The sequence below is a fragment of the Rhizobium sp. UGM030330-04 genome (assembly GCF_003208455.1).
GTDB classification, from domain to species: Bacteria; Pseudomonadota; Alphaproteobacteria; order Rhizobiales; family Rhizobiaceae; genus Agrobacterium; species Agrobacterium rhizogenes_A.
Window position 1 is genome coordinate 254,551 of the sequence record NZ_QKML01000007.1, and the last position, 22,084, is coordinate 276,634.

20 protein-coding genes are annotated in these 22,084 nt (G+C 58.9%); 7 read left to right on the forward strand and 13 right to left on the reverse strand.

The features are described from left to right. Positions 1-66 precede the first annotated feature (66 nt). The 4 genes from N434_RS13215 to N434_RS13230 are packed head-to-tail and all read right to left on the reverse strand — an operon-like array spanning position 67 to position 4,014. Positions 67-1,170: an ABC transporter ATP-binding protein gene (locus N434_RS13215; RefSeq protein ID WP_110758275.1), complete on the reverse strand. Its 1,104-nt coding sequence runs from the start codon at positions 1,168-1,170 to the stop codon at positions 67-69. 9 nt (positions 1,171-1,179) lie between these two features. Next, positions 1,180-2,256: an ABC transporter substrate-binding protein gene (locus N434_RS13220; RefSeq protein WP_110758277.1), complete on the reverse strand. Its 1,077-nt coding sequence runs from the start codon at positions 2,254-2,256 to the stop codon at positions 1,180-1,182. 25 nt (positions 2,257-2,281) lie between these two features. Next, positions 2,282-3,085 carry an ABC transporter permease gene (locus N434_RS13225; protein WP_003519698.1) on the reverse strand — a complete coding sequence of 268 codons (804 nt, stop codon included), beginning with the start codon at positions 3,083-3,085 and terminating at the stop codon, positions 2,282-2,284. Continuing rightward, the gene (locus tag N434_RS13230) at positions 3,082-4,014 is read right to left on the reverse strand and encodes an ABC transporter permease (protein WP_110758279.1); all 933 of its coding nucleotides are present in this window, start codon (positions 4,012-4,014) and stop codon (positions 3,082-3,084) included. The genes N434_RS13225 and N434_RS13230 overlap by 4 nt, the downstream gene beginning before the upstream one ends. Positions 4,015-4,444: 430 nt before the next feature. Here N434_RS13230 and N434_RS13235 point away from each other — a divergent pair, with 430 nt between their 5' ends. After that, a complete protein-coding gene (locus tag N434_RS13235; protein ID WP_110758281.1) occupies positions 4,445-5,647 on the forward strand; it encodes a pyridoxal phosphate-dependent aminotransferase in 1,203 nt (400 codons plus the stop codon). Positions 5,648-5,657: 10 nt separating this feature from the next. After that, positions 5,658-6,350, forward strand: a complete 693-nt coding sequence (locus N434_RS13240) for an SDR family NAD(P)-dependent oxidoreductase (RefSeq protein WP_110758282.1) — start codon at positions 5,658-5,660, stop codon at positions 6,348-6,350. Positions 6,351-6,414: 64 nt separating this feature from the next. On the opposite strand, the gene N434_RS13245 is transcribed toward N434_RS13240, so the two are convergent. The 3 genes from N434_RS13245 to N434_RS13255 form a co-directional block, all read right to left on the reverse strand. Further along, positions 6,415-7,320 carry a LysR substrate-binding domain-containing protein gene (locus N434_RS13245; RefSeq protein ID WP_065117244.1) on the reverse strand — a complete coding sequence of 302 codons (906 nt, stop codon included), beginning with the start codon at positions 7,318-7,320 and terminating at the stop codon, positions 6,415-6,417. A 380-nt stretch (positions 7,321-7,700) separates the two neighbouring features. Continuing rightward, positions 7,701-8,312, reverse strand: coding sequence for a response regulator transcription factor (locus N434_RS13250; RefSeq protein ID WP_065117243.1), 612 nt, complete (start codon positions 8,310-8,312; stop codon positions 7,701-7,703). 12 nt (positions 8,313-8,324) lie between these two features. Next, positions 8,325-10,403: a two-component system sensor histidine kinase NtrB gene (locus N434_RS13255; protein ID WP_210206046.1), complete on the reverse strand. Its 2,079-nt coding sequence runs from the start codon at positions 10,401-10,403 to the stop codon at positions 8,325-8,327. A 138-nt stretch (positions 10,404-10,541) separates the two neighbouring features. Here N434_RS13255 and N434_RS13260 point away from each other — a divergent pair, with 138 nt between their 5' ends. The 3 genes from N434_RS13260 (at position 10,542) to N434_RS13270 (ending at position 13,570) form a co-directional block, all read left to right on the forward strand. Further along, complete coding sequence (locus N434_RS13260; RefSeq protein ID WP_110758286.1) at positions 10,542-11,546, forward strand: TRAP transporter substrate-binding protein; 1,005 nt, start codon at positions 10,542-10,544, stop codon at positions 11,544-11,546. A 75-nt stretch (positions 11,547-11,621) separates the two neighbouring features. After that, entirely contained in the window at positions 11,622-12,248 is a 627-nt protein-coding gene (locus tag N434_RS13265; RefSeq protein WP_181423962.1) for a TRAP transporter small permease, read from the forward strand. Continuing rightward, a complete protein-coding gene (locus tag N434_RS13270) occupies positions 12,248-13,570 on the forward strand; it encodes a TRAP transporter large permease (protein ID WP_065117240.1) in 1,323 nt (440 codons plus the stop codon). The genes N434_RS13265 and N434_RS13270 overlap by 1 nt, the downstream gene beginning before the upstream one ends. A 247-nt stretch (positions 13,571-13,817) precedes the next feature. Here N434_RS13270 and mctP read toward each other — a convergent pair whose 3' ends face one another. The 6 genes from mctP to N434_RS13300 form a co-directional block, all read right to left on the reverse strand. Continuing rightward, positions 13,818-15,293, reverse strand: coding sequence for a monocarboxylate uptake permease MctP (gene mctP / locus N434_RS13275; RefSeq protein ID WP_110758289.1), 1,476 nt, complete (start codon positions 15,291-15,293; stop codon positions 13,818-13,820). After that, positions 15,283-15,486, reverse strand: a complete 204-nt coding sequence (locus N434_RS13280) for a DUF3311 domain-containing protein (protein ID WP_110758290.1) — start codon at positions 15,484-15,486, stop codon at positions 15,283-15,285. The genes mctP and N434_RS13280 overlap by 11 nt, the downstream gene beginning before the upstream one ends. Positions 15,487-15,601: 115 nt before the next feature. After that, entirely contained in the window at positions 15,602-16,246 is a 645-nt protein-coding gene (gene mctR / locus N434_RS13285; RefSeq protein ID WP_110758292.1) for a two-component system response regulator MctR, read from the reverse strand. Next, on the reverse strand, positions 16,243-17,613 hold the full coding sequence (gene mctS, locus N434_RS13290) for a two-component system sensor histidine kinase MctS (RefSeq protein ID WP_110758294.1): 1,371 nt from the start codon (positions 17,611-17,613) through the stop codon (positions 16,243-16,245). Before mctS ends, mctR begins: the two co-directional genes overlap by 4 nt. Positions 17,614-17,729: 116 nt before the next feature. Next, entirely contained in the window at positions 17,730-18,341 is a 612-nt protein-coding gene (locus N434_RS13295) for a 3'-5' exonuclease (RefSeq protein ID WP_110758296.1), read from the reverse strand. Between the two features lie 143 nt (positions 18,342-18,484). After that, the gene (locus N434_RS13300; protein ID WP_286172238.1) at positions 18,485-19,666 is read right to left on the reverse strand and encodes a citrate synthase family protein; all 1,182 of its coding nucleotides are present in this window, start codon (positions 19,664-19,666) and stop codon (positions 18,485-18,487) included. 94 nt (positions 19,667-19,760) lie between these two features. On the opposite strand from N434_RS13300, the gene N434_RS13305 reads away from it, so the two are divergent. Further along, positions 19,761-20,861: a citrate synthase/methylcitrate synthase gene (locus N434_RS13305; RefSeq protein WP_110758374.1), complete on the forward strand. Its 1,101-nt coding sequence runs from the start codon at positions 19,761-19,763 to the stop codon at positions 20,859-20,861. A 271-nt stretch (positions 20,862-21,132) separates the two neighbouring features. Continuing rightward, positions 21,133-22,059 carry a prohibitin family protein gene (locus N434_RS13310; RefSeq protein WP_110758298.1) on the forward strand — a complete coding sequence of 309 codons (927 nt, stop codon included), beginning with the start codon at positions 21,133-21,135 and terminating at the stop codon, positions 22,057-22,059. Positions 22,060-22,084: the final 25 nt, after the last annotated feature.

The window sequence follows — 22,084 nt, forward strand, 5'->3', positions numbered from 1 at the left end:
TGGAATACAGCACGGATTTCGATCCGTCGCCAGCCGGGCTGCCTGAGCGACCCGGCCGCGAAATCATCAATTCAGCTGGATCACGTGATTGCTGTCGCTCGTCCAGCTCAGTCTCACCCGGTCGCCAGCGGCGCTGACGGCATTGGTGAAACCTTCCGTCTGCGTCTGCCGGTAGGCGATCATCGGCTCGCCATTGTCCAGACGCAGGTAATAATGCAGCATGAAGCCGCGATAGACGACCTGCTCCACCCGCGCCGTGGTGGAATTGCTGGCGTTTTCACCTGCGTCCACCGCAAGCGGTGAGACCGAGATCGCTTCGGGGCGAACGGTGACGACGACCTTATCGCCCTGAACCGCCCCCATATCCTCGACATCGAGCCGCACACTGGAACCGGTGACCAGCCTTGCAGAACGACCATTGCGCTCCGCCACGCTCGCCTCGAAGAAGTTCGAAGCGCCGATGAAACCCGCGACGAAGCGGGTCAGCGGCTTCTGGTAGATTTCGCCGGCCGGTGCGATCTGCTCGAGATTGCCATCCCGCATCACGGCAATCTGGTCAGCCATGGTCAGGGCCTCGTCCTGATCGTGGGTCACCATGATGGTGGTGAGGCCAAGCCGTTGTTGCAGGCTGCGGATTTCGACCTGCATGCTTTCCCTCAGGCCCTTGTCGAGCGCACCGAGCGGCTCGTCGAGAAGCAGCATGGAAGGTTCGATCACCAGGGCACGGGCCAGCGCCACACGCTGCTGCTGGCCGCCGGAAAGCTGCACCGGTAGCCGGTCTCCGAAGGCGTGCAGCTGAACGAGATCGAGCGCCTGCTTTACCCGCCCTTCCCGGTCGGCCTTGGAGATACCCCGCATCTCAAGACCGAAGGCAACATTTTCGGCAACGGTCATATGGGGAAACAGGGCGTAGTTCTGGAAGAGCATGCCAACATTGCGGCGGTGAACCGGGGTGCGCGTGGTCGGCTTGCCGCCGACCACGATTTCACCCGAGGTGGGATCGACAAGCCCCGCAATCATGCGCAGGCAGGTCGTTTTCCCGCATCCGCTCGGACCGAGAAGCGCGAGAATCTCCCCTGCCTTGACGGTCAGCGAAACATCATCGACGGCAACGACCTGACCGCCGTAGTGTTTGGTCAGTCTTTCCAGGCGGACTTCTACGGATTTCATCAGCGTTCCTCAGCCGTTAAAAGTCTGGTTGTATTTTTCGAGCCATTGGGCGCGGCGCGGAATGATGTATTTCCAGTCCGGTGTGAACAGGTTCAGCGATTCCATCTTCGCTTCCGGATAAGCGAGGAATTTCGCCGTATCTTCGCCAAACTCGACACCCTTGACCGAAGGCGCGCTGAGGGTGGCCTCCGAAAGCATCTTCTGCACGCCGGGGTCGAGAATGCGGTTGATATAGGCAAGCGCGAGATCGCGGTGCGGCCCGCCCTTTACCAGCGCGATGGAGTTGATGCCGGTGAATGCGCCTTCCTTCGGGAAGGTCATGTCGAGCGGCACGCCCTTCTTGGTATGCGGATAAACCGCCTTGGAATATTCGATACCGCCGAAATCCGCCTGGCCCTGCGCCACCATCATCGTCTGCGCTTCCGCGTCGTAGATCGAGAGCACGTTCGGCTTCAGATCGGCCAGTTTGGCCCAGCCGGCATCCGTATCATATTGCGCTTCTTTCAACGGCTTGCCGGTCGCAAGGGCGGCCGCCACCATCAGCATCAGCACGCTTTGCGTGTTCTTCGGTGTGTTGAGAAGCATGCGGCGGGCATATTTCTTGTCGAACATCTGTTCGTAGCTTTCGAACGGCTTGCCCGTCGTCGGATTGTAGAACAGGCCGGCAATGGAGATTGCAAAACCGACGCCGAAATTGTCTTCGAAAAGATAACGGGAATAGACATTCTTGAGGTTGGGGATTTCGTCCATCGGCAATTGTTCGATCAGGCCTTCCTCCTTGGCCTGTGGAACGCCGACATCGTCCATCGACATGACGCTATATTGCGGATTTTCGCGGGTGGCGCGCAGCGTGGCGATATTGGCGAGCGTCGCGCCTTCGGTCGTCAGCACCCGGCACTTATATTCCTTTTCGAAAGCCGGGATGACTTCCTTCTTGATCAGCCCGCCCTGCGCCGAATTATAGACGCCGACATATATGGTGCGGTCCTGTGCGGAAGCCGAGGTATAAAAATAGGGTGTGGCGAGCGCGCCTGCGGTGACTGTCAGGAAACTGCGCCGTTTCATGATGATGGTCTTGTCTGTCATTTCCGGTACCCCTCTTGTTGTTGATTTACATAGCCATTGCCCGGCGCAGACCCACCAGCCTGTCGAGGACGAGCACAACGGTCACCGCCAGAAGGATGATGATGGTGGACATGGTCGCGACCGAAGGATCGAAGACCGTGCCGATCTGGCGATAGAGAACGATGGGCACGGGTAGGTTCGCGGAATCGGCCAGCCACATCGAAACGGGATAATTGTCGAAAGAAACCATGAAGCAGAAGATCGAGCCGGAGGCAACGCCGGGCGCGATCTGCGGAAAGATCACCCGCGTGAAGGTTTTCCAGCGCGTGGCGCCAAGCGTGCGCGCCGCTTCCTCGAGACTAACATTGACGAGCTGGAGGCTGGTCAGCACCGTGCGGATCACATAGGGCGACGTCACGACGGTATGGGCGATCAGAAGCTTCAGCTTGGTATCCATCCAGCCATAGCCGGAGAAAAGCTGCAGCAGTGCCAGGCCGGTCACCAGCACGGGAAAGATCAGCGGCGAAAGCAGCAGCCCCTTCATCAGCGAACGGCCGATGAATTTTCCCCGGGAAAGCGCGAAAGCTGCGGGAACGCCGAGCGCCAGTGAAAGGATGGTGGTCGCAACAGCCAGCGCTGCGCTGAAGGTGAGGCCAGCGGTGAATTCCTCGTTCTGCATCACCGCCGCATACCAGCGGAAGGTGAAACCCTGCGGCGGGAAGGTGACGAAATAACTGTCGGAAAACGAGATGGCGACGACGAGAACGATGGGGGCCAGAATAAAGACCATCATGGCGGCGGTGATCGCATAAAGGACAATGGCGGAAGTGCCGGTCAGCTTGTTGTTCATGACGCGCTTGCCTTGATACGACGCCCGCCGAGCAGCCGCATCGAAACGGCGTTGATCAGAATGACGATGAAAACGAGGATGGTGGCGATAGTCGCGCCGAACGGCCAGTCATAGACCGCGAGAACCTGCTGTTCGACCATGTTACCGAGCATCTGCGAGCCGGGACCGCCGATCAGAGCGGGAATGACGTAGGATGCCGAGGCCAGAGAGAAGACCAACGTGAAACCCGCGACCAGACCGGGAAGGCTGAGCGGGAAGGTGATCCGCAGGAACACTTTCCATGCCGGCGCACCGAGCGTGCGGGCCGCCTGCTGCAGGTTCGGATCGATCTTGCCAAGCGCGGAGGACAGCGGCAGCACCATCATCGGGAAGAAGATGTGCAGGGAGCCGATGATGACGGCAGCATCGGAAAACAGCAGCGTCAGCGGAGTGTCGATAATGCCGAGATTCATCAGGACATAATTCAAGAGACCCGTTGGACCGTTACCAAGGATAAGCTGCCAGCCATAAGCGCGAACCACGACGCTGACGGCCAGCGGTGCGATAACAATCAGCGTTATGATGCGGGTCGTGGTGATATTGCCGCGCACGAGAACGGTCGCGACCGGATAGGCCAGTATCGCCGCAAGAACCGAGGTGATGAGACTGATGCGGATCGTCGCCCAGAGCACCTTCTGGTAAAGATCGACCTCGAAAAACCTGATGTAGTGGGCAAGCGTGAAGGGTGTACCGATCAACCCCTGCGAATTCTGCGTCATGACGCTGAAGGTCATCAGGCGGATGGCCGGAAGGAAGAAAAAGATCAGCAAAAATACCAGCAGCGGCAATATGAGTATGCCGGGCGAAAACAGCCGACGCTCGAGAGCTTTCCAGCCGGAAACTCCACGGCGTGGCGGGGCATGTGGTTCCATGATCGCAATATCCGACATCTATACTCCCGTCGCGTTGAATACGGCACGAGGCATCGCGTTGAGCCGAACGAGATCGTCCAGACCCTATGACTAGAATTTGCTGGGTGTGCTCCCTGTCGAGGCATCCGGTCTTGTGCCGGCGCCTGTCGCATATTTCTGCATTTTCGCGCCGGTTACCTCTTCGGGTAACATTGCCCGACGCGTCGTTCCCTTGTTGTTAAGCCAAGCTTAGGGGCTAAGCCGACGGGCTGCATAATATTTTATTGCTCTGAGGTCATCGCATACGCATATGGACTGCCCATCCCATTTTGACGGCGATGCATCAAAATCCCGTATGACCTCACATCGAAGTCGTATTGGGGAAACGGCGGAAAATTCCCGTAACCTCTTTGTCATGCACTGGCGTCGCGACGATGCCTGCCTTCACCGTTACAATCGGAAATAATCTATGCCCACTATCGCCCAACGCCTTAACAACGTCACCGTGTCAGCTTCGCTCGCCATGACCCAGAAAGCCCGCGATCTCGCCGCTCAGGGCATCAAGGTCATCAGCCTGTCGTCCGGCGAGCCGGATTTCCCGACGCCTGCCCACGCGGTCGAGGCGGCGTATGCGGCGGCCCTTGCCGGCGACACGAAATATCCACCCGCTGACGGAACCCCGGCGCTACGGGCCGCGATCCAGCGGAAGTTCAAGCGCGACAATAATCTCGATTACGATCCGAGCCAGATACTGGTGGCGGGCGGCGGCAAGCAGATCATCTTCAACGCCATCATGGCCACCTGCGACCCGGGCGATGAGGTCGTCATTCCCGCGCCGTCGTGGATCAGCTATGCCGATATCGTGAAGTTCGCGGGCGCCACGCCCGTGCCGGTGGTTTGCCCGGAAAATAACGGTTTCCGCCTGCGCGCCGAAGATCTCGAAGCCGCCATCACCCCAAAAACCAAATGGCTGCTTTTCAACTTCCCCAACAACCCCACGGGCGCCGCCTGCTCGCGCGCGGAGATGAAGGAAATCGCCGAGGTCATGCTGCGGCATCCGCATGTCTGGATCATGACCGACGACATGTATGAGCACCTGATCTATGACGACTTCGAATTCTGCACCATCGCCGAAGTCGAGCCGCGCCTCTATGACCGGGTCCTGACCGTCAACGGCGCATCGAAAGCCTATGCGATGACCGGCTGGCGTCTCGGCTTCTGCGGCGGCCCGAAGGATCTCATCAAGGCCATCAGCAACGTCAATACCCAGAATAGCGGCGGCGTCGCGACCATCGTTCAGGCTGCCGCCGTTGCGGTTCTCGACGGCCCGCAGGACCTGCTGAAGGAGCGCGCCGACATCTACAAGACGCGCCGCGACTTCGTGCTCGGCAAGCTTTCGGAAATCGAGGGGCTTCGCTGCCACAAGCCCGAAGGCGCCTTCTATATCTTCCCGAACATTGCCGCGCTGATCGGCAAGACGACGAAGGGCGGCACGAAGATCGAGAACGATACCGATTTCGTCATGGCGCTTCTCGCCGAACATCACGTTGCGACAGTGCAGGGCGCGGCCTATGGCCTGAGCCCCTTCTTCCGGCTCTCCTATGCCACCAGCATGGAAAACCTCGCCGAAGGCTGCGCCCGCATCGCCGAATTCTGCAACGGAATGAAATAGGGAGAACAGCATGCTGGGAGGAAATGGCCGTGTCATCATGGTTTCCGGCGCATCGCGGGGTCTTGGCCTTGCGATCGCCAAAAGGCTTTACGAAGCCGGTTTCACCGTCGCGGCGGGCGCGCGAAATCCCGCCGCCGTTGCGGTGAAGGACCGGCTTTCGGCCGATCGCTACGATGCGGAAGAGGCGGGCTCGGCGGAGGCCTGGGTTGAGGCCGTTGCCACCAGATATGGCCGGATCGACGGGCTGGTGAATTGCGCCGGCATCAACCCCAAAGTCAAGGTCATGGATACGGGCGAAGAAAGCCTCGACCAGATGTGGCGCATCAACGTCAAGGGTCCGCTGAGGGTCACGCGCGCCGCCATTCCTCATCTCGTAAAAACCGGACAGGGCAGGGTCATCAATGTGGCCTCGCTGGCGGGACGCCGCGTGGGGTCGAATGTGGGTTATGCCATGACGAAATTCGCCGTCGTCGCCCTCACCCACGGTATCCGGCAGGAATTATGGGACAGCGGCGTGCGTGCCACCGCTCTTTGCCCGGGCTATATCGCAACCGACATGACAGTTGGCGAAACGGAAGTCAGCCGCGAGGACATGACCCAGCCGGAAGATCTCGCCGAAATGGTGGAAACCCTGCTTCGCCTGCCGAACAACCTTTCGGTGGCCGAATTGCTGGTGAACTGCCGCAAGGAATCGATGCTTTGATCTTTTCCACGCGCGGCACCGAGAAACGGTGCTGCGCGTGGTTGCGAAACCGGCCTTGACCCCTTTATTTCAGGGTCTCCGCCAGTTGCAGCAATATCTCCTTCACGGCAAGCGCCGGCTCGGAGAGCGGCGTATTGTCCGATACGCAGAAGGACAGCGTTTCCTCTATCATCGGGCTGGCGATCTGCCTGACGACGATTTCCTCATTGGATTCCGCCACGATACGGTCGGCGATGGCCTTGGGTGTGATGGTCGCGCCAAGCCCGGCATCCACGCCGCGCGCGATGGTCCTTACCGATTCCAGCTCCGCCATGACGATCAGATCCTTGCGGCTGCGGGTAAAGGCGAGATTGATGGCGCGGCGCACGAAATTATAGGTCGGCGGCAGAAGGAAGGGCAAATATGCCAGATCAGCGACCGTGATCGGCGCATCGCCCGGCTCCACACCGAAGCTGCGATGCACGACCAGCACGAATTCCTCACGCAATAGCGGCGTGAACCTGACGCCCCGGATCGGCCCGGTACCGTGGATCAAGCCCATCTCCAGACGACCATTCATGATCATCTGGCTATAGGGCTGACTGACGCTTTCCGTGATGTGCAGCAGAATGCCGGGATGAAGCCGCTTGGTTTCCTCCATCAGACGCAGCGAAAGCGTGGCGGCGCTGCTGAAGGGCGCAAGCCCCACCGATACCTTGCCGGACAGCACGGCACCTGCCTCCAGCGCCTCCGCCTGCGCCTGCTCCATCTGCCGCAAAATCACCTGCGCATGCCTGTAGACGACCTTGCCGGCATCGGTCATGACGACGCCCTGCTGGCTTCGGGTCAAAAGTTTCTGGCGGAAATGTTCCTCGATGCTCGCCAGCTGCTGGCTCAACGCCGGCTGGGCGATATGCAACACATCCGCCGCCCTTGTGATGCTCCCCATATCGACAATCGTTATGAACGATTTCAGGCGCCTGATATCCATCTGCTGCTGCTTCTTATCCCATTACTGCTTGCAGGAATAAGATGCTCAATTTGCAGATAAAGTCCATCTTCCATTTCCCCGCCTTCGGCATGCAGACACATCGGACTGCCGCGAAAGGCGGCAGCGGGTGACATGCTGAAGAAAGCCGCCCAGGGTGGTCGGGCAAGCAGCCCTGAGGGACCTCCGGAAACAGGGGCGCCATTGTCCCCGGAAGACTGCGGAAATCGGCGCCAGCGGGCACCGAACGAGAGTTGCTTCCCTCTGTTGGCTAAGCGGGAGTGAGACCGCAATACGCGCCTTACCAGGCCGGCAACACCGTCATGAAGATAACCGACTGCGAAAGAGTGCGTGCCGGCACATCAATACGCCGGGCAGTCCGCTCATATCCTGTTTTTCTCCTGCAGCCTGTTGATCGCGGCAAGTTCCAGGGCGTTGCGGACACCCATCTTCGTCAGCACCTTGCCACGATGCGCCTCGACGGTTCTCATGGCGATCCCGAGATTGTCTGCGATCTGCTTGTTCATCGCGCCTGTGAGCATGAGGTCCATGACCTCCACTTCCCGCGCCGAGAGCGACGCACGCCGCGCCTGAAGGTCACGGCGGCTTTCCGCCTGTGCCTGCACGACCTGCCCGGCGGCAATGGCGTTGAGTGCGAGATCAACGATTTGATTGTCGTTGAATGGTTTTTCCACGAAGTCGAAAGCGCCGGCTTTCAATGTCCGCACTGCGACGGGGACATCAGCGTGCCCGGTAAGGAAGATGACCGGCACCTCGGAGCCCATGATGCGCAACCGCTCATAGACCTCCGGGCCAGAAAGCGCACCCATGCGCACATCCATGATGATACAGGTCATGTCATCAAGTGGCTGTGCCGCCAGAAACTCCTCTCCAGACGCCCATGTACGGGTTTGCACACCACGCGAAGCCAGCAGGAACGAGAGTGCGTCGCGAATTGCCTCCTCGTCGTCGACGATATCGATCAAACTACCCATCAATCCCCTCCCTCATGTTTCCTCCAGTTCTGCCGGTTGCGCATATCCCGCTTCAGATAGCGGAAGCGCGACGGTGAATACCGTTCCTCCGCCGCATGCCGCATGATGCGTCAGATGCCCCCGATGCAGTTCGATGATCGTCCGGCAGATTTTCAACCCCATGCCCATGCCCTGTGCCTTGGTACTGGCAAAGGCATCGTAGATCGTGTCCACCATCTCCGCCGGTATTCCAGCGCCGCCATCCTCCACTTCGATCACGGCCTGTCCGTCACGCTCGAATAAACGCACGGTGACGGCGGCATCCTTGCCGGACTCGGCCATTGCCTCCATGCCGTTGCGAATGAGATTGATGAGGACCTGCTCCAGCAGAATGGCGTCGGCAGCGACGACGCCGGCTCCCGGCCCCTGCCGCACAAGCCGGACGCCGTGTTCACGCGCATCGGCTTGAAGGAAATCCAGTGTCTCGTCTATGACATCCGAAAGCTGCAGGTTCGAGAAACGCGGCTCACGCTTTTTCACGAGGTCCTGAATACGGCGAATGATGAGCCCTGCCCGATCGGCTTGACGCGCCAGCTTCTCGGTCGCTTCCCGCAAGACCGCGAGGTCGGTTCCCTGCCGGTTCATCAGGTTCAGCATGCCTGCGGCGTAAGATGCGATTGCCGAAAGCGGCTGGTTTAGCTCGTGCGACAGTGTCGACGCCATTTCGCCGAGGGTCACCAACCGTCCGGTTCTCGCCAGCGCCTCATCATGAAGCCGGGCACGCCGCGCGGCTTGCCTCGCCTCCGTGACATCGATGATCGACCCCATCCATCCTCGATGCTCGCCGCGCGCATCAATCAGCGGCGCTTCATACACCTCGACCTCGATTTCGCGACCGTCACGCGAGACAAAACGGGTTTCAAACCGCTGGCTGACTGCCCCGCCTGCGGCAAGGCGGCGATGCCGCTGTTCCGTCTCCGACAAATATTTGGGGTCCCAATATGGTAAGGGAGCGGCATGTCCGACAAGCTCCTGCGCGGTCCACCCGACGAGTTTGCAGAATGCCGGATTGACAAAGAGAATTCGGCCCTCGTGATCTTTGGCCCGCAAACCGACAGTCAGGCTCTCTTCCATCGAACGCCTGAAGGCGGTTTCTGCCCAAAGACGCATCTCGGTATCGCGCCTGCGCTTGCTTGACCGGTGGAGAATTGCCATCGCCAACACGGCAAAGACAGCAAGGCCGGCAATGGCACCAAAAAGCGCCGTCGAGAGAAACGTCAGAGGGCGGCCGTAGGCGCTGATGCGAAGCCATGTTCCATGCAGCGGCGGATCGATGCTGATAACATGGGTGGGGTTTTCCGGATCAATCTCCAGTCGCTGGCGGTTGGCCAGCACATTCCCGGACAGATCAACCAGCGTGACGCCATATTGCTCTGCAATCCACCACGGCAGGTGCCGGTCCAGGACAGAGGGCAAGGAGATCGTCGCGGTGAGAGCTCCACGTCTGTCGGCCAGCAACAGCCCGAAAGTCACAAACCCTTTCGACGTGATCTTCCCGTAAACCGGCCTCGAGGTTGCGGTAGCCACCTCCAAAATCTGCGCTACCAGAGCCGGATCACCGGGCGCGGCAACATCCGGCAAGCCAGTTTCAGCGCGGCCGTCCGGCCCATACCAGAGAATGGAGACGACCTCCGGATTTGTCGAAATGTGGCTGCGTGCCCTGGCCGCAATCACCGCGTCCTCTGTTCCACCCGCATGGTCCATGGCAAGCCGGACAAGCATGTCTTCATCGACACCGAGCTGGAACCGTAACGTCTGCTCCACCCACAGGGCATCGGTCGCCAGCTTGATGCGCGCACCTTCACTGTCATCGCGCGCAACAGCCCAGACGAATGCCCAGACCAGCGCCGCCAGCGCGATGATTGCAATCAATGGAATGAGCGACAACAGATCGATCCGGGCCGCCAGAGGTCCGGGACTATCACCCGGCCAAGGATACCACGCCGAGTTTGAAGGAGCCTTGGCCTCCTTACGCGGGGAACCGCCCGGTATCAAAAATTTCGCATTTCTCATTGCCGGCTTCGTCCCCCCAAACGTCGGCAAGCCTCCCATGCCTGTCCTCGCAATATATCTTCATGCCCATCACGCCACTATTGCGGGAATCCACAATAGCGGGATCGCAAACATGGTGGCAAGGAAGCTTCCGATAGCGTCGCAACTGGAGGGTTGCGGAATTTTAGGAGGAAAACAATGTTCACTCGTCGTTCATTCGCGGCATTCGCCGGTGCCGCCGCCATTGCCTTGGCCGCGGCTTTCCCGGCCCTTGCCAATCCGGTTACCATCAAGTTCAGCCATGTCGTCGCCCCCGACACTCCAAAAGGCAAGGGTGCCCTGAAGTTCAAGGAGCTTGCCGAGAAGTATACCAATGGTGCGGTACTGGTCGAAGTCTACCCCAACAGCCAGCTCTATAAGGACAAGGAAGAGCTCGAAGCGCTCCAGCTCGGTGCCGTTCAGATGCTGGCTCCCTCCCTTGCGAAATTCGGCCCGTTGGGTGTGCAGCAGTTCGAGCTTTTCGATCTGCCTTATCTGATGTCCAACTACGAAGACCTTCGCAAGATAACCGACGGCGAAGTCGGGCAACATCTCCTCGGCCTGCTCGACAGCAAAGGGATCAAGGGCCTGGCCTATTGGGACAATGGCTTCAAGGTGATGTCGGCAAATTCGCCAATCGCAAGCCCGGATGACCTCCTGGGATTGAAGATGCGTATCCAGTCCTCGAAAATCATCGAGGCACAGATGCTGGCTCTGGACGCCGTGCCGCAGGTCCTGCCTTTCTCCGAAGTTTACCAGGCGCTGCAAACGGGCGTTGTCGACGGTACGGAAAATCCGCCGTCAAATATGTTCACCCAAAAGATGCATGAAGTGCAGAAGCACGCGACGCTGACCAACCACGGCTATCTTGGCTATGCGGTGATCGTCAACAAGGCATTCTGGGATGGCCTGAACCCGGATATTCGCGAACAGATCGACCGCGCCATGGATGAGTCGACCACCTATGCGAATTCAATCGCGCGCGAAGAAAATGAATGGGCGATGGCCGAGATGGTCAAGGCCGGAGCGACGAAGTTTCATGAACTGAGCGACGACGAACGGGCTTCGTGGATCGAGCGTTTGCGCCCGCTCCACGAGCAGATGGCGTCTCGCATCGGCGAAGACCTGGTCAAACAGGCACATGGCGTTCTGGGTATCCAGTAACACCGTCAAAACCTCTTTCCATTTTCTTCAAGGGGGTGCGTCCCGCACCCCCTCTCTTGTTCGTGAGGTTTGATTATGCTGCGCATGCTCGACCGTTTCGAAGAAATCCTGATCGCGGCGCTGATGGCTGCTGCCGTGACATTGATCTTCGTCGCCGTTCTTCATCGATTTTCGATTGGTTATGCCGCCGATCTCGTTCGTTTTGCCCGTGCCAACAACATGCCGGAACTCCAGGCCTGGGCGCGTTCGATTTTCTCCACCATCAATGCCATCAAACTGACCTGGGCGCAGGAAGCCTGCATTTACCTCTTCGTATGGATGGCGAAATTTGGCGCGGCCTATGGCGTGCGTATCGGCATCCATGTCGGGGTCGACATGCTTGTAAACATGCTGGAGGAGAAACGGCGCCGGATATTGACGATAATCGCGATGTCGGGTGGCGTGATCTTTACCGCAACCCTTGTGTGGATTGGCTCCACTTTCGTTTACCACGTCGGTGTCGGGGGCCAAATCTCCGCCGATCTCGAAATACCGATGTGGATTGTCTATCTCGCGGTTCCATTGGGTTCGGCCCTGATGTGTTTTCGCTTCATTCAGGCGCTTTGGCTGTACCTCACCACAGGCATCATCATTCACCACGAGATTGGCCATGTGGATGGCGTTGATGACGAGTCCGCCGCTCAGAACGGAGGACAGAAATAATGACCGCCCTCATCATTTTTGCCATCCTCACAATTCTGCTGGCGACAGGCATGCCTGTCTCGATCGCGCTCGGTTTGACCGTATTCAGCTTCCTGTTCGCGTTCACCAAAATCCCGATGGATTCCATCGCGTTGAAACTTTTCACCGGCATCGAGAAATTCGAGATCATGGCGATCCCGTTTTTCATTCTGGCGGGCAACTTCCTGACACATGGTGGCGTCGCCAAACGCATGATAGCCTTCGCCACGTCGATGGTCGGACATTGGCACGGCGGAATGGGACTTGCAGCGGTAGTGGCCTGCGCGCTCTTTGCCGCAATCTCGGGATCGAGCCCCGCAACCGTAATGGCGGTCGGATCCATCATGATTCCCGCCATGGTCAAGATGGGGTATCCGCCACAGTTTGCCGTCGGGCCGGTGGCGGCGGCGGGCGGACTGGGCATTCTCATTCCACCTTCCATCGTCATGGTCATGTATGCCGTTGCGACGTCAGGAATGCTTGCGACCGGACCGGATGGAGAAACCATTTTCTCGCCTTCGATCGGGCAAATCTTCATCGCGGGTGTTGTGCCCGGCCTGATCCTTGCCGCGATGTATGCGATCACGACGGTGTGGCGCGCATGGAAGAACGGCTATCCACGCCTTCCGCGGGCAAGCTGGCGGGATCGGCTGGTTGCCTTCCGGAAATCCGTATGGGGCCTCCTTCTGATCGTCATCATCATGGGCGGCATTTATGGCGGTCTGTTCACCCCCACAGAGGCAGCCGCAGTCTCGGCGGTATATGCCTTCGTGATTGCCGTCTTTGTCTACAGGGACATACGGATGAGAGATGTCCCGCGCATTTTGCTCGGGTCGGCCGCCATGTCAGCCATGCTGCTCTACATCATCACAAACGCTGTCATGTTCGCCTTCATTCTGACTTCGGAGCAAATTCCCCAGCTTATGTCGGATTGGATCGTATCGCTTGGCTTCGGCAAGATCGGCTTCCTGCTGGTCGTCAACATCATGCTCCTCGTCATCGGCATGGTCATGGAACCGTCGGCGATCATCCTCATCATGGCACCGATCCTTTATCCGATTGCCGTCAAGTTGGGGGTAGACCCCGTCCATTTCGGCATCATACTGATCGTGAACATGGAAATCGGCCTCGCGACGCCTCCTGTAGGGCTTAATCTCTACGTTGGTTCCGCGATCTCACGACTGGGCCTGACAGAGGTGTCCAAATCGGTCATTCCCTGGCTGCTGACAGCCCTCGTGTTCCTGATGCTGATTACGTATATCCCGGAAATCACGCTCTTCCTGCCAAGATTACTGGGAATGTAGCAAGGTCACACAATCTCCGCATCAGCCGCGGCAGACGCCCAGTCTGCCGCGGCATCGCTTCACGACAACTGAGGGCCGCTTTCAGGTATGAAAACTCATCCGCCCTGTTCATAGGCGGCCGATCGCAGTTCAGCGTTCATGGATGGGTGCTGCCTACCGTTGCTATCATCACTGGGCTCCGTTTCCGGGCACAGTTTAGGCAGAGCCCGTGCAAGCCGCCCTGAAGGCAACTTGCACGGTTCGCTCCTCAAACCGACAGAGGTTTTGCGGAACGAAGGGCCACATTGACCACGCATGTGATTGCGATGTTCGCAGCCAGGGCAAGCAATCCCGTATAGACGGTGAATGGCTCACCACCCAGACTGATGGCGTGCAGGGGTTTCCAGCCCGCGTCCCAGACAAGGTATGTTCCGCCGACAAAGCCTGTAATCCATCCGGCCAGCAACGCTGGCGCACGGAACCAACTGGAATAAAGACCAAAGATCAGCGCCGGCAGTGTCTGCAGGATCCATATGCCGCCCAGCAATTGCAGATCGAGGGCGAACTGCGTTGGCAGGAGAAGAATGACCAGCAAGGCCCCAACCTTGACGACCAGCGACGACAGTTTGGCGACCTTGGCTTCCCCTTCCGTGGTCACGCTGGGATTAACGTAAGCCTTCCAGAAGTTGCGGGTAAACAGGTTGGCGGCACCAATACTCATGACGGCTGCCGGAACCAATGCGCCAATCGCGATCGCAGCGAAAGCGAAGCCCGCGAACCAGCTCGGAAACAGCGTCTGAAACAGGGCCGGCACGACGTCGTTCGGACTATCCAGCTTCAGGCCTGCAGCGTGCCCCATATAACCAAGCAGCGCCAGCAGGCCGAGCAGAAGCGTATAGGCCGGCAAAAGCACCGCGTTCTTCCGGATCGTGTTGGCGCTGTTGGATGCGAATATGCCCGTCAGGGTGTGGGGGTACATGAACGCAGCCAGCGCCGAACCCAAGGCCAGGGTCGCATAGGCGACATATTGGTTTCCGCCAAGCAACAGGCTACCGGTGCCCTTGGCATCAAATGCAGCCTTGGCGGATGCGAAGACGTTTTCATAACCGCCGAGCTTGGACGGAATGAGCAGGACGGCAACGATCACCACGATATAGATCATGATGTCCTTGACGAAGGCGATCAGCGCCGGCGCGCGCAACCCTGCCGAATAGGTGTAAAGCGCCAGGATGATAAAGGCGATGGACAGCGGGATTTCCCCGTGAAGACCCAGCGCCTTGAGCGCAGCCGTCATGCCGATCAGCTGCAAGGCGATATAGGGCATGGTGGCGACGACGCCGGTCGCGGCAACCGCCAGTTCAAGGGCACGCGAGCCGAACTGGCCATGGACGATGTCGCCGGCTGTCACATAACCCGCGTCTCGCGCGCGCTTCCAGAGGAGTGGCATGACTGCGAAAACGAAGGGATAGACGATAATCGTGTAAGGCAGGGCGAAAAACCCGTAAGCACCCACGACATAGACAAGCGCCGGCACGGCGATAATCGTATAGGCGGTATAAAAGTCGCCTCCGACCAGAAACCAGGTGATCCAGGTGCCGAAAGACCGGCCTCCCAGGCCCCATTCATCGATATTGTCGAGATCTTTGGGCTTGCGCCAGCGGGATGCCACGAAGCCGAGCATGGTGACCAGAACGAAGAAGAAGGTGAAGACGGACAGCGCCGTGACGTCGATCTCAGTCGTCATCGCGCACACTCCGATAAGCGATATAAGTGATGCAAGCGGTCAGCGGCACCCAGGCCAGCTGATACCAGTAAAAAAAGGGAAAGCCGAAAAGAGACGGTTTTTCGAAATTGTAGAAGGGGACCCAGAGAAGTCCGATATAAGGAAGGGCAAGAAGCGACAAAGCCGCTTTCTTGCCCGGGGATGGTTTCGCCATTGTGGTTCCTCCCGATTTGGCGTGTACATCCGGGAGGTGGTAGGGTGATTGACCTGTGGCTGCAATCGCGCGGCCGGCAAACCTGAAAGCGCCTACCCAGAAGTGGGTAACGGCGTTATGGCCTCAGGACGCCGATCCCCCGATCAAGCGCATAACGCACCAGTTCCGCCGTCGATTTCAGCCCTAGCTTCTTTTTCAGGTGCTTTCGATGGGTTTCGGCAGTCGCCAGGGTGATGCCCAGAACATCGGCAATTTCGCGATTGTTTTTCCCGGCGACCAGCTCCCGCAGCACGTCGCGCTCCCGCGTGGTCAGAGGCTCGGCTTCATCGACGCGCGCCGTCTCCAATATGGCGTCGGCGACACCGGAAGAGAAATAGGTGCCGCCTTTCGCCACCGCTTCGACAGCCGCTGCGATCTCGTCAGTCGAAACGTCCTTCAGAATATAACCGGAAGCGCCGCGCAGCACTGAGGAGGAGATGTATTCCTTGTCGTCATGCATGGAAAGCATGATGACGCCACATGCCGGCAGGGCGCTTTTGAACAGGCTGATTGCCTCTATGCCATTGATTTTCGGCATTTTTATATCCAGCAGAACGACATCCGGATGAAGGGCTGCGGCCATTTCAAGCCCGGCCTGTGCATCTGCGGCGGTCCCCGCGACATTCAGATGGGCATAGGTCTGGAGAATGGCCCGGAGCCCATCCAGAACCACGGGATGATTGTCGACAAGCAGGACGTTGATGGGGCCGGATTTCGTCATGCCGCCGACTCCGCAGGGTCGCGATGGGCAGAGAGCGGCGTCAAGACAGTTAACATGGTTCCCTTCTCATCACTTTTGATCAGCAGAACGCCACGGAAATGCGCCACCCGTTCTTGCATGTTACGCAAGCCGAGGCCCTGTGCAGCGGTTCCCGCGCTATCGAAACCGACACCATCATCACCGATCGTCATCCGGCTGCGGCCACGCTCACTGCGCAACCGAATGAAAACCGTGGTCGCATCGGCGTGGCGCTCGACATTGGTGAGAGCCTCCTGCGCAATGCGGTAAAGCGCCGTACTGACGTTGGCCTTCAGGTTATCCGCAAAAAAGCTGGCATCCAGAACGGCATCTACACCCGTTCGGTCACGAAAGCCCTCACACAGGGCGCGCAGCGCCGCTACCAACCCCAGATCATCAAGCAGAGGCGGCCTCAACGCATGCGACAACTGGCGAACATCGCGGATCGCATCGTTGAGTGTCTTGATCCCGCCTTCTATCGCCCCGGACACATCGCCGTCACCCGCCTTGACCTTGCGTTCTGCAAGGTTCATCGCATAGCGGGCGCCCACCAGGCTTTGCGAAATCCCGTCATGCAGGTCGCGGGCAAGTCGGGTTCGTTCCTGTTCCTGCGTATCGATGACCCGCTGCGTAAGCAGCCGCAGCTTTCGGTCGGCAAGCCGTCGCTCGCTGAGGGTTATGACCATGCCCGTCGCAAACACCAGCAGGATCGCCGGAATAGCGACCAAAGCGACAATTTTGAATGTCCAGCCAATGGCGCTGCGAAAATCCGTCTGAGCCGCTTCGGTCTGGGTATGGATCTCATCAAGATAGATGCCGGTTCCCAGCATCCAGCGCCAATTATCCAGCTTGTCCACATAGGACAGCTTGTCACCAATCTGGCCCGTTGCGGGCCTCGCCCATTTGTATTGAACGAAACCGCCGCCCGCCTTCGCCGTCGCGATCAGGGTTTCAATTACCTTCTTTCCATCCGGATCGATGAAATCCAGCCAGTTGCGGCCCGGGAATTCGTTTTGTCGGGGATGGACGATGCTGTTTCCGGCATAATCGTAGACGAAGAAATACCCGTCCTCTCCATAGTCCAGGCTCTTGATGAGCTCGATCGCCCTCTGCCGCTTCTCGTCATCAGACAGGCCGCCCTGCGCCATGATTCCGCGGACGGCAGACATGGCCACATAGGTAAGATGAACGATTTCGCTTTCCTTGGCTTTCAGCATATTCTGCTCGAAAGTCGATATGCTGCTCTCGGCCAGGGTTCTGGACTGCCATGTGATGAAAGCCGTGATGGCAAATACCGCCAGCACCAGCGGCAGAATGGAAAGGGCTATGATCTGCTGCCGGAGGTTCATCGACGTAATAGTACCCTTCTATCTGCGGAGCCCGGGGGCTTTTGCCTGGTGAGAACCAGGACATGATTTAGTTTTTCTTCCAGACCATTGCCATCGTCGAACGGCAGCGCTTGACCCTATCGGTCAAAGGCCGAGACCTGCAGTTTCCCGGCACGCAGAAGGTGCTGAAGAGTATAGGCAACCGACAGGGCATCATCCAAGGCATCGTGCCCTCTCAGGACGGGATGATCGACACCATAATAATCTGCAAGTCTGTTGCTTGGTGTTCTTGCCAGGTCCTCCACGGGCATGCCGGCAGCAAGCAAAAGCTTGACCGCGTTATCGAAGCGGGACGCGGGAATTGGTGGGCTTATGCCCGCTATATAACAACTGATCGCGAGCATATTCAGCTCGTCCTTTCCCCAGGACCAGAAGCCTGCTCCTTCCGAGAAATTCTCCAGACCCGACAGCGCCTCCTGAAGGCTTGTGCCCTGCTGATCGATCTGTTCTTCGGTAATTCCGGTCAGATTTACGAAGTATGGATCAAGCGCATATTTGTCGCCATGCCGGTCAACCGGCGTGACATAGGCTTTGAAGGTTTCCAGAATGGGGAAGCCGGCTTCAAGTCCGATCCTGACCGCGCCGATCTGGGCGATGACAGGATCAGGGTCGATCGCCCCACACCAGAACCGGCTTTGGGAACCCTGTATGCAGAGAAATTCACAGTCGAAGACGATAGCTGTTTTCATGTGCCCTGCTCGCCAATCGGATCGCTTCGCTCCCACACTATTACCGATCAAGAGAATGGCAATGGCGGCTCTTGGCGCATTGCGGACAAACGAACAGGCATAAATTTTGAAAACACCGTGCCTACAGGGGTAAAACCTTCCGCCTATTGCCCCACGTAACGGGCCCGGGGTCGGATCAGCTTGTCATCCAGCTTCTGCTCAAGCGCATGGGCGACCCAGCCGACAGTTCGCGCGACGGCAAAAAGTGCAAGTGCCGCACCGCGCGGCAGCTTCAGGCTTCGCCGGAGGCTGACGAGCGCCACATCGCAGGTCGGCAGTTGCCCGGCAGTGTCGTTCATCATCTGCAGAAGCTCGTCGCGTTGCGCATCCGGCGGGAGATAGGGCAGCAGGCCAGTCGCTCGTGGGTCACCGTCCGGATAGAGCGGATGATGAAAGCCAGGAATAGCTTCACCCCGACGCAGGCGCTCATCGATGATCCGCTCGACATCCCCATATCGCTCCAGCTCGTCGAATAAAAGTTCGACAAGGCTTGTCATGCCGCCATGCAGGGGGCCGCTCAGCGCGGAAAGCCCCGCATTCAGGCACGCGCCCAGCGATGCCCCCGTCGAAGCGACGACGCGCACCGCAAATGCCGAGGCATTGAGTTCGTGATCGGCCTGCAGCACCAGGGCCCGGCGAATGAGATCCGCGCCTGCCGCATCCGCCTGCCATGCGTGCGCGAGGAACAGGTGAACCGCCTGCGTCTTCGGTTGGCTTGAGGTGCAGGCACCGGCGACACCCCGCAACATGGCTGCGGCCCCAGGCCAGAGACGTCGGTTGTCACGCCGCCAGGCGGTCACGCGGCCGGCTTCCACAAGCGGAAGAAGCGCCTGGCATCGCTCTGTCAGTGGCAGATTTCCGACATGGTCGAGCACGGGCTGTGGCCACAGCATCGGAGCAGCTTTTACATCATCGAATGGATCAGCTTCGCCGCAATCCCATAGCAGCCGGGCAATATCCTCAAGGCTCGCCGCCTGCGAAAGAGCAAGAGCGTCCTGACCGCGATAGCGTAACCGGCCCTCCGCAATTTCGGTAATGGCGGACTCGAGCACGGGCAGCCCCCAGTCAAGCGCAGCGGCAGCCACCTGCCGGGGACGCCGTCCAACGTTTTTCCTCTTCTTCAGCGCCTCAATGTCGTGCGCGCTGTAGAGCCTGCGGCGCGGATCGTCGGCTGCGTCACTCGTGTGGATCAATCCACGGCTTACATAGGCGTAAAGCGTTGCACGACTGATACCCAACTCGGCCGCAGCGCGATCGGCGGTCATGAACTTGTCGGAGTGCCGCATGATGATCTCGTATTGATTATATGAATCAAGATTGACCATATATGTGCACCGCAGCATCCTCAAGCATGTTTCACATTGAATGAGGAGAATGACCATGTCCGCCACCCCTGCTCTTGTCGGCAAAAGCCCGGCTCCCGGTCTCGATGATGTCGTTGCCGCCGAAACCATGCTCAGCCATGTGGACGGGCAGGCGGGCGAGCTTGTCGTTCGAGGCCATCACCTGGCGGAACTGGCTGACTGGTCTTTCGAACAGGTGCTGGAACTCCTGTGGTCCGGGCAGACGGCGGTGAAGATCACAGCCCAGGACATTCGTTCGCAACTGGGCAAGGCGCGGCTGCGCACATTCGAACGCATGCAGCTTCTGCTTCCGGGCCTGTCCGCCCTCACCTCCGTCGAGGCCTTGCGTCTTCTGTTGTCTTCGTTGCCGGATGATGAAACCACCTCGCATCACATAATGGCTGTCGCAGCCGTGCCGGTCTTTGCCGCAGCCATCATCCGCAACAGGCAGGAACTTGCGCCGATAGCACCCGATGCGTCGCTTGCCCATTCTGCGGATTTCCTGCGAATGCTGTCCGGCACATTGCCTTCGACGGAGAAGGTGCGAGCCCTTGATACATATCTGACCACCGTTGCCGATCACGGGCTGAACGCTTCCACCTTCACCGCCCGGGTAATCGCCTCGACCGGGGCCGGGCTGTTTTCATCGGTCGTTGGTGCGCTTTGCGCCTTGAAGGGACCTCTTCACGGCGGTGCACCGGGCCCGGTACTGGATATGCTGGACGCCATTGGCACCGAGGCGGAAATCGAACCATGGCTGCTGAATGCGCTGGGGCGCGGAGAACGTCTTATGGGATTCGGCCACCGGATCTACCGCGTGCGTGACCCGCGCGCCGACGTGCTGAAACATGCCGTTTCCAGCCTGAAGGAGGGCTCCGACCGCATTGCCTTTGCGGGTAAAGTGGAGGAAGCGGCACTGGCGCTTCTGAAGGAAAAGAAGCCTCTGCGTCCTCTGCAGACCAATGTCGAATTCTATACCGCACTCGTGCTGGAAGCGGTGGGTTTTCCGCGCGGCAGCTTTACCAATGTCTTTGCGGCCGGGCGTATGGCGGGCTGGACCGCCCATGTATTGGAACAGGAGCGCACAGGGCGCCTCATTCGCCCGCAATCCCGCTACATCGGCCCGCAGCCGAGATGAGATTTGGACCCTGACAACACGCGGGGGCCGAATCGATATTTCCAGTCAGGAACGCAACATTTTCGCTGGGAGGCAGCCGCGAGCCGCCTCCCTCCTGACGCAAGGTGACCGCTCCCGTTTGACCGTGTCGGGACAATGACCCCAATACCGGCCAACCCCGTACATGCGACGCTCTGCGGGCGGGAAAAATATCCTGATTATTCCAAGTGGCTTTTATTTTTGCAAAAGACACTTTATGCCCTTTATGGTTGAAACAATCAGGACGTCTTGAGTGAAAATAACCTCCTTCATTCCCTCCGCCATTCTTGGAATTGTTGGCCTTGCAGCGCTGAGCATCGTCTTCGGTTCGTGGTATACGATCGATCAAGGCGAGCGCGGCGTCATCCTGAGATATGGCGCGATCGCGGGAACGGCAGAGCCCGGTCTTGGTTTCAAACTTCCCGTCATCGATTCGATCGTCCGCATTTCGGTGCAATCGCAATCGAAGGTTTATGAACACATGGAGGCCTACAGCCGCGACCAGCAGCCAGCGACGGTCAAACTTTCGGTCAACTATCGCATTCCCGTCGATCAGGTTGCCTCCGTCTATGAACAATACGGCTCCGAGGAAGGACTTCTAGGTCGTCTTGTCGAACGCAAGGTCTTTGAGGAAAGCAAGACGGTCTTCGGACGCTTCAATGCGGTCACCGCCATACAGGAACGCGGACGCCTCAATCAGGAGATCGCGCAGGCGATCCAGGACAGCGTGCGAGGACCGGTGATCGTCGACAGCGTCCAGATCGAGAACATTGATTTTTCCGATGCCTACGAGGCAAGCATAGAGCAGCGTATGCTCGCCGAGGTCGAAGTCCAGAAATTGCGGCAAAATGCCGAACGGGAAAAGGTGCAGGCGGAAATTACCGTCACGCGCGCCAATGCCGACGCGGATGCCCGACGTGCCGAAGCCCAGGCGCAGGCGGATGCGGTCCGGTTGCAGGCACAGGCGGATGCCGAGGCGATACGCCTTCGGGGCGATGCCGAAGCGCAGGCGATAAAGGCGCGCGGTGACGCGCTCCGCGACAATCCCGGCCTTGTCTCCCTCACCCAGGCCGAAAAATGGGACGGCCGCCTGCCCACAACCATGTTGCCGAATGGTGCCTTGCCGATGATCAATCTCGACGAGAAGGCAGCTTCCCATCGTAACGGGGAGGCCGAATAGCTAACCGCAAGGCGGCCTCCGGTTC

Bases quoted from the DNA above. Each gene is read 5' to 3' on its own strand.
- N434_RS13215 (WP_110758275.1), bottom strand. From the start codon at position 1,170: ATGAAATCCGTAGAAGTCCGCCTGGAAAGACTGACCAAACACTACGGC.
- N434_RS13220 (WP_110758277.1), bottom strand. From the start codon at position 2,256: ATGACAGACAAGACCATCATCATGAAACGGCGCAGTTTCCTGACAGTC.
- N434_RS13225 (WP_003519698.1), bottom strand. From the start codon at position 3,085: ATGAACAACAAGCTGACCGGCACTTCCGCCATTGTCCTTTATGCGATC.
- N434_RS13230 (WP_110758279.1), bottom strand. From the start codon at position 4,014: ATGTCGGATATTGCGATCATGGAACCACATGCCCCGCCACGCCGTGGA.
- N434_RS13235 (WP_110758281.1), top strand. From the start codon at position 4,445: ATGCCCACTATCGCCCAACGCCTTAACAACGTCACCGTGTCAGCTTCG.
- N434_RS13240 (WP_110758282.1), top strand. From the start codon at position 5,658: ATGCTGGGAGGAAATGGCCGTGTCATCATGGTTTCCGGCGCATCGCGG.
- N434_RS13245 (WP_065117244.1), bottom strand. From the start codon at position 7,320: ATGGATATCAGGCGCCTGAAATCGTTCATAACGATTGTCGATATGGGG.
- N434_RS13250 (WP_065117243.1), bottom strand. From the start codon at position 8,312: ATGGGTAGTTTGATCGATATCGTCGACGACGAGGAGGCAATTCGCGAC.
- N434_RS13255 (WP_210206046.1), bottom strand. From the start codon at position 10,403: ATGGGAGGCTTGCCGACGTTTGGGGGGACGAAGCCGGCAATGAGAAAT.
- N434_RS13260 (WP_110758286.1), top strand. From the start codon at position 10,542: ATGTTCACTCGTCGTTCATTCGCGGCATTCGCCGGTGCCGCCGCCATT.
- N434_RS13265 (WP_181423962.1), top strand. From the start codon at position 11,622: ATGCTGCGCATGCTCGACCGTTTCGAAGAAATCCTGATCGCGGCGCTG.
- N434_RS13270 (WP_065117240.1), top strand. From the start codon at position 12,248: ATGACCGCCCTCATCATTTTTGCCATCCTCACAATTCTGCTGGCGACA.
- mctP (WP_110758289.1), bottom strand. From the start codon at position 15,293: ATGACGACTGAGATCGACGTCACGGCGCTGTCCGTCTTCACCTTCTTC.
- N434_RS13280 (WP_110758290.1), bottom strand. From the start codon at position 15,486: ATGGCGAAACCATCCCCGGGCAAGAAAGCGGCTTTGTCGCTTCTTGCC.
- mctR (WP_110758292.1), bottom strand. From the start codon at position 16,246: ATGACGAAATCCGGCCCCATCAACGTCCTGCTTGTCGACAATCATCCC.
- mctS (WP_110758294.1), bottom strand. From the start codon at position 17,613: ATGAACCTCCGGCAGCAGATCATAGCCCTTTCCATTCTGCCGCTGGTG.
- N434_RS13295 (WP_110758296.1), bottom strand. From the start codon at position 18,341: ATGAAAACAGCTATCGTCTTCGACTGTGAATTTCTCTGCATACAGGGT.
- N434_RS13300 (WP_286172238.1), bottom strand. From the start codon at position 19,666: ATGCGGCACTCCGACAAGTTCATGACCGCCGATCGCGCTGCGGCCGAG.
- N434_RS13305 (WP_110758374.1), top strand. From the start codon at position 19,761: ATGTCCGCCACCCCTGCTCTTGTCGGCAAAAGCCCGGCTCCCGGTCTC.